7 protein-coding genes are annotated in these 5827 nt (G+C 70.4%); 5 read left to right on the top strand and 2 right to left on the bottom strand.

What is annotated here, in order from left to right; genetic code table 11:
- Positions 1 to 156 precede the first annotated feature (156 nt).
- A complete protein-coding gene (locus ACILQS_RS15035) occupies positions 157 to 1338 on the bottom strand; it encodes an acyl-CoA dehydrogenase family protein (protein ID WP_395640934.1) in 1182 nt (393 codons plus the stop codon).
- Between the two features lie 81 nt (positions 1339 to 1419).
- On the opposite strand from ACILQS_RS15035, the gene manA reads away from it, so the two are divergent.
- Positions 1420 to 2481 (top strand): mannose-6-phosphate isomerase, class I, encoded by a 1062-nt coding sequence (gene manA / locus ACILQS_RS15030; RefSeq protein ID WP_395640933.1) that lies wholly within the window; start codon positions 1420 to 1422, stop codon positions 2479 to 2481.
- 1 nt (position 2482) lies between these two features.
- Here manA and ACILQS_RS15025 read toward each other — a convergent pair whose 3' ends face one another.
- On the bottom strand, positions 2483 to 3454 hold the full coding sequence (locus ACILQS_RS15025) for a GlxA family transcriptional regulator (protein ID WP_395640932.1): 972 nt from the start codon (positions 3452 to 3454) through the stop codon (positions 2483 to 2485).
- 82 nt (positions 3455 to 3536) lie between these two features.
- Here ACILQS_RS15025 and ACILQS_RS15020 point away from each other — a divergent pair, with 82 nt between their 5' ends.
- The 4 genes from ACILQS_RS15020 to ACILQS_RS15005 all read left to right on the top strand — a co-directional run.
- Complete coding sequence (locus ACILQS_RS15020; protein ID WP_395640931.1) at positions 3537 to 3659, top strand: hypothetical protein; 123 nt, start codon at positions 3537 to 3539, stop codon at positions 3657 to 3659.
- A gap of 9 nt (positions 3660 to 3668) precedes the next feature.
- Entirely contained in the window at positions 3669 to 4637 is a 969-nt protein-coding gene (gene galE, locus ACILQS_RS15015) for a UDP-glucose 4-epimerase GalE (protein WP_395640930.1), read from the top strand.
- Positions 4638 to 4807: 170 nt separating this feature from the next.
- Complete coding sequence (locus tag ACILQS_RS15010; protein WP_395640935.1) at positions 4808 to 5167, top strand: WhiB family transcriptional regulator; 360 nt, start codon at positions 4808 to 4810, stop codon at positions 5165 to 5167.
- Between the two features lie 127 nt (positions 5168 to 5294).
- A partial coding sequence (locus ACILQS_RS15005; RefSeq protein ID WP_395640929.1) for a glycosyltransferase family 2 protein occupies positions 5295 to 5827 on the top strand: 533 nt, incomplete at its 3' end.

The following is a 5827-nucleotide window of genomic DNA, read 5'->3' as shown; positions in this document are numbered from 1 at the left end:
GCAGATCTTGTCCGGGTGCCCCTCGGTCACGGACTCCGAGGTGAACAGGCGCAGGATCATGAGGGCTCCGGGAGTTTGCGGGGAGGACGTCTGACGTCGGACCGTCCGCCGTGGTCCGGCATCAGGCTGTCGGGCGCAACTCTATCCGCGCACGACTCAGACGAAGGCGGCCTTCCCCGTGATCGCACGCCCGACGATGAGGGCGTTCATCTCCCGCGTGCCCTCGTAGGAGTAGAGCGCCTCGGCATCCGCGAAGTGCCGGATGACGTCGTAGTCGAGCACGATGCCGTTGCCGCCCATCGACTCGCGCGCCCAGGCCACCGTCTCGCGCATCCGCGAGGTGGTGAACTCCTTCGCCAGCGCCGCATGCTCGTCGCGCTGCTCCCCGGAGTCGAGCATCGCCGAGACCCGGGTGCAGAGGGCGATCGAGGAGGTGATGTTGCCGAGCATCTTCGAGTAGTGCTCCTGGATGAGCTGGTGGCCGTCGATCGTCTTGCCGAACTGCACTCTCTCGGAGCCATAGCGAACGGCACCCTCGTAGGCGCCGATCGAGTTGCCGACGGCTGCCCAGGCCACCTCGGCGCGGGTGAGGCGCAGCACCGCGGCGGTGTCGCGGAACGAGTTCGCGTTGGCCAGCTTGAGAGCGCCCGGCACGCGGACATCCGTCAGCGTGATGTCGGCGTTCTGCACGATCCGCAGCGCCTGCTTGTTCTCGATCTTGGTGGCGCTCCAGCCCGCCGAGGTGGTCGGCACCAGGAAGCCCTTCACCTGGCCGTCTTCGGTGGACTTCGCCCAGACGATCGAGTGCGTCGCGATCGTGCCGTTGCCGATCCAGCGCTTCGAGCCGTTGAGGATCCAGTCGTCGCCGTCGGGGGTGGCGGTCGTCCGCAGCCCCTGGGCGGAGTCGGAGCCCGACAGCGGCTCGGTGAGCGCGAAGCAGCCCAGCCATTCGCCCGACGCGAACTTCGGCAGCCATTCGGCGCGCTGCTCCGGCGACCCGGCGACGCCGACGGCTCCCATGACCAGACCGTTCTGCATGCCCACGAGCGTGGCGACGGATGCGTCGATCCGTGCGAGTTCCAGCGCGACCCAGCCGCGGAAGACCGCGGAGTTCTCGAAGGGCTGGGTCTCGGCCCACGGCATCCCGAACAGGCCGAGGTCGGCGAGCCCCGTCACCACGTGCGCCGGCAGCCATTCCGCGCGAGCCCACAGGTCGTTGACGAGGGGCTTCACCTCGGTCTCGAGATAGTGCCGCAGGTTCGCGAGCACCTCCTTCTCGCGGTCCTCGAGGCCGTTCTCGAATCCGTAGAAGTCGCTGGTGAGCGTGCTGAAGGTCATGGCGCGAGCCTACGGATGCGGGGGCCGGGGGCCAACGGCATTGGTACTTTGGTGCAAGGCCGACGGGGGAGGACCCGCCTGATGTTCGTGGAGATCACCAACGAGCCGCGCGACTACGCGTGGGGTTCGACCACCCTCATCCCCGAGTTGCTCGGTGTCGCACCTGACGGCCGGCCCCAGGCGGAGATCTGGCTCGGCACGCATGCGGGTTCGCCCTCGCGGGTCGTCGGTCGCGACGGCGACCTCCGCGACCTCGTCGGCGAGCTGCCGTTCCTGCTCAAGATCCTCGCCGCGGGCACCCCGCTGTCGCTTCAGGCCCATCCGACGACCGCGCAGGCGCAGGAGGGTTTCGCCCGGGAGAACGCCGCCGGCATCCCGGTCGACGCCCCGCACCGCAACTACAAGGATCCGCACGCGAAGCCCGAGATGATCTACGCGCTGAGCGAGGAGTTCCGGGCGCTGTGCGGCTTCCGACCGGTGACCGAGACCCGTACCGTTCTGGATGCCGTCCGCCCGGGCCTCCTCCCCGGGTTGCGGGCGGATGCCGACTTGCCGGCGACCTTCGAGTGGTTGCTCTCCGGGCATCCCGACGTCGCCGAGGTCGTGGCGGAGGTGACGGCGATCGCCCGGGATGCCGACGGCGACTCGTGGGCGACCGTGCGGCTGCTCGCCGCTCACTACCCCGGAGATCCCGGCGTCGTGATCTCGCTCCTCCTGCATACCGTGGTGCTCGCCCACGGCGAGGCGCTCTACCTGCCTGCCGGCAACATCCACGCCTACCTCTCGGGCCTCGGCATCGAACTGATGGGGCCGAGCGACAACGTGCTGCGCTGCGGCCTCACCCCGAAGCACGTCGACGTCCCCGAGTTGCTGCGCATCGTCGATTTCACCCCCGTCGCCGACCCGCGGCTCGCGCCGGCGACCGCGGACGGTCTGGCGGTGTTCGCGCCGATCGGAGCGGGCTGGGAGCTGCTCGAATCCCGCGGGGAGCGCGATCTGGATGCCGACGCCCCCGCCTTGCTCGTCGTGCTGGACGGCGAGGCGGACGCGGAGGGGATGCAGGTCGCGGCACCGGGGTTCGGGGCGGCTGCCGACGCCCGCGTCCGCCTCGACGGCCGCGTGGTGATCGCGCGCGCGGTCTGAACTATCCCGCCATGGCCTCGTCGTCCCGGCAGCTGAACGTGCGGCGGTAGGCGGTCGGAGTCGTCTGCAGCACCTTGAGGAAGTGGTGCCGCATCACGGCCGCGGTGCCGAATCCGGCCGCGCGAGCGACATGCTCCAGGCCGTCGTCGGTCTGCTCGAGCAACTGCTGCGCGCGCAGGATGCGCTGCCGGTTGAGCCAAGCGGCCGGCGTCGTGCCGAGGTCGGCCCGGAAGCGCCGGGCGAACGTGCGCGACGACATGAGCGCCTTGCGGGCGAGCTGATCGACGGTGAGGTCCTCGTCGAGGTGCTCGAGCATCCAGTCGGTGACCTCGGCGAACGAGTCGGCCCGGCGCTCGGGGACGGGGGAGAGGATGTACTGCGACTGCCCGCCGTCGCGCTGCGGGGGCACGACCATGCGGCGGGCGACGACGTTCGCGGCCGCGGCGCCGTGCTCGACCCGCACGATGTGCAGTGCGGCGTCGATGCCCGCGGCTGTGCCCGCTCCGGTCACGATCTTCCCGTCCTGCACGAAGAGCACATCCGGGTCGACGTCGATCTTCGGAAAGCGCCGGGCGAGCCGGTCGGTGTGCATCCAGTGGGTCGTCGCGCGGCGCCCGTCGAGGATGCCCGCCTGCGCGAGCACGAAGGCGCCGCTGCACACGCTCAGCACCCAGGCCCCCCGGTCGGCGGCCGCACGAACGACGTCGAGGTAGCGCTCGTCGACGGTCTCGGTGCCGATCAGGTGGGCGGGCACGGCGACCAAGTCGGCGTCGTCGGCGATCGACAGGTCGTTGCGGATGTCCATCGTGAAACCGAGGCTCGACATCACGGGTCCGGGGTCGGCCGTCGCGACGTGGAAGTCGAACGCCGGGCCGCCCATCGCGGAGCGGTCGATTCCGAAGACCTCGCAGATGACCCCGAACTCGAACGGTGCGGTCCCCGGCAGGACGAGACAGACGATCTTCGTGAGCACGGGCTCCTCCTGGCAGCTATGTGTCGATCTATGGCGATCCTGCCACTCGTGGCGGGAATGAGCAACTCATAGCGTTTCTGCCATGGCCCTCCTTCTCACCCTCACCGTGATCGCCGTCGACTCCCTCCTCCGGACCGCCCGGGGTCGCGGCGCGCCCGCGCCCGTCTGGTCGGACGCGCCGGGCACCCCGCTCTCCGCCCTCTAATCTGGGAGAGTGACCTGGCTCGTGACCGGCGGCGCCGGCTACATCGGCGCCCATGTCGTGCGGGAGTTCCTGGCCGCCGACATCCCGGTGACCGTTCTCGACGACCTCTCCACCGGCGAACTCGGGTTCATCCCCGGCCGCGTGTCGTTCACGCGGGGGACCATCCTCGATGGCGCGCTGCTCGAGCGGGTCATCGAGGAGCACGACGTCACCGGCGTCGTGCACGTCGCCGGCTTCAAGTACGCGGGGGTCTCGGTACAGCGACCGCTGCACACCTACGAGCAGAACGTCGACGGCACGACCGTGCTGCTCGGTGCGATGCAGGACCGCGGCGTGCAGAAGATGGTGTTCTCCTCGAGCGCTGCGGTCTACGGCACTCCCGACGTCGACCTGGTCACGGAAGACACCCCGAAGGCGCCCCAGTCTCCGTACGGCGAGTCGAAGTTGATCGGCGAATGGCTGCTGCGCGACCAGGAGGTCGCTGCGGGCCTGCGCCACACCTCGCTGCGCTACTTCAACGTCGTCGGATCGGGGGATCCGAGCATTCGCGACGTGAGCCCGCACAACCTGTTCCCGTTGGTCTTCGAGGCGCTCCTGAGCGGGGCCACCCCGCGCATCAACGGCGACGACTACCCGACGCCCGACGGCACCAACGTGCGCGACTACGTGCACGTGTCCGACATCGCGAAGGCGCACGTCGCGGCGGCGAAGAGACTGGATGCCGGGGAGCCTCTCGAGGCGGCCTACAACCTGGGGAGCGGGTCCGGGGTCTCCGTCGCCGAGATCATGGCGGCGATCGCGCGGGTCACCGGCATTGCGTTCGAGCCGGAGGTCGCCCCGCGCCGGCCCGGCGACCCGCCGCGCATCGTCGCGAACGGAGACCTCGCCGCCCGGGACCTGGACTGGCGGATGCGTCACTCCCTCGATGACATGGTGGCGAGCGCGTGGGCGGCGCGTACGGCGGCAGTGACCTCCTGAGTCGGTTTCGCGCCACGGCCCAGCTCGGCGCGTCGTGACAACCTTCAACCACAGCTGCGACTTATGATCTGCGACTTGACGCGGACGAATGACAGCGGTGTAATTAGGACCAGCGCCCAGCGGGGGGTGGCGGTTACATCCGAAGGGGCACCACGATGACGAGACACGAGATGGCTGGCAACAGCACGGTCCCGTCCCACACGGCCTCGCCGACCTACCGGCCGTCCGTTCCGGACGACTGGTTCGTCGATCCGGTGCGACTCGGTATCCCCGGGTTGCGCCCGCAGGTCGTCGACGACGACAACCCGCTGTCGTGGCAGACCGACGCGCTCTGCGCGCAGACCGACCCCGAGGCGTTCTTCCCCGAGAAGGGCGGCTCGACGCGCGATGCCAAGCGCATCTGCACGACGTGCGAGGTCAAGGCCCAGTGCCTCGACTACGCCCTGCAGAACGACGAGCGCTTCGGCATCTGGGGCGGGCTCTCCGAACGCGAGCGTCGTCGCCTGCGTCGGTCGTCGAAGTCGGCGTAGGGGTCTGGCTCCCCACCGCCCTGAACGGGCGGCGTGGGCCCAGCGGCCGGCGGCCGCTACTCGACCACCGAGGCGGTCGTCAGCGCGTCCTCCCCGACTCGCGATGACACGCGCTTAGCCTCGACAGGTGCCCGGGGTGACCGCGATCCTCGTCGCCCGCGACGGCGGCGACACCGCCGAGCGCGCCCTCGCGGCTCAGACCCGCCGTCCCGATGACGTCGTCGTCGTCTCGGCGGGCACCCCGCTCGCGCGCGTCGTCGCCGGGCTTCCTTCGGCCGGGGGCGACGACTGGCTGTGGCTCCTGCCGGCCGACGCGGAGCCCGAGTCCGACGCGCTCGCCCGCCTCCTGGCCGCGGTCGAGGTCGCGCCGTCGGTCGTGATCGCAGGGCCGAAGCTCGTCGACCCCGATGACCGGGGACGGCTGCGCTCCTTCGGCGAGAGCATCTCGCAGCGCGGGGTCACCATCCCGCTCGCCGACGACGAGTTGGACCAGTCGCAGCACGACTCCGACGACGACGTGCTCGGAGTCGTCCTGCCCGGGATGCTGGTGCGCCGCACGATGTGGGATCTGCTGGGCGGGCCCGATCGCGGGCTGCCGAGCGTCGATGCGGGGCTGGACCTGTCGATCCGCGCGCGGCTCGCGGGTGGGCGCGTCGTGCG

Source organism: Pseudolysinimonas sp., assembly GCF_044239695.1.
In the GTDB taxonomy this organism is placed as follows: Bacteria; Actinomycetota; Actinomycetes; order Actinomycetales; family Microbacteriaceae; genus Pseudolysinimonas_A.
The sequence above is the reverse complement of the archived record's forward strand: the minus strand, read 5'-3'. Positions and strand labels throughout refer to the sequence as shown.

What these genes read in the sequence shown, in the direction of transcription:
- ACILQS_RS15035 (WP_395640934.1), bottom strand. Translation starts at nt 1,338, where the DNA reads ATGACCTTCAGCACGCTCACCAGCGACTTCTACGGATTCGAGAACGGC.
- ACILQS_RS15020 (WP_395640931.1), top strand. Translation starts at nt 3,537, where the DNA reads ATGGCCCTCCTTCTCACCCTCACCGTGATCGCCGTCGACTCCCTCCTC.
- ACILQS_RS15010 (WP_395640935.1), top strand. Translation starts at nt 4,808, where the DNA reads ATGGCTGGCAACAGCACGGTCCCGTCCCACACGGCCTCGCCGACCTAC.
- manA (WP_395640933.1), top strand. Translation starts at nt 1,420, where the DNA reads ATGTTCGTGGAGATCACCAACGAGCCGCGCGACTACGCGTGGGGTTCG.